Below are 239 nucleotides of genomic sequence, written 5' to 3'. Positions count from 1 at the left end.
GCTACATCCCAAACAGCTAAAATAACATGGTACCCACTGCGATCAGTTGGTACATTGATTTTATGTGATAAATTATTAGATGCTTTAGAACCATCGTGCTTTACAGTACCAATTGGCTCAAAATCTGCTCTTGTTAAAGGGTTATTTGGATTCCATCCCTTTTTCGTGATGTAATAGTGCCATTGACTTGTTGAATGAGGAGCTGTGTATTTCCAAGTAAAGGTGTTTTCTCCGCCTTT

At 38.1% G+C, this 239-nt stretch carries 1 protein-coding gene; it reads right to left on the bottom strand.

Annotated elements, in window-relative coordinates:
• Window positions 1-239, bottom strand: a 239-nt coding sequence (locus FOT98_RS31435; protein ID WP_186292157.1) for a lytic polysaccharide monooxygenase, incomplete at both ends; no start/stop codon positions are given.

Source organism: Bacillus sp. HY001 (assembly GCF_007558965.1).
GTDB classification, from domain to species: domain Bacteria; phylum Bacillota; class Bacilli; order Bacillales; family Bacillaceae_G; genus Bacillus_A; species Bacillus_A mobilis.
Note: the sequence above shows the minus strand (reverse complement) of the source record. Positions and strands in the feature narration are given on the sequence as shown.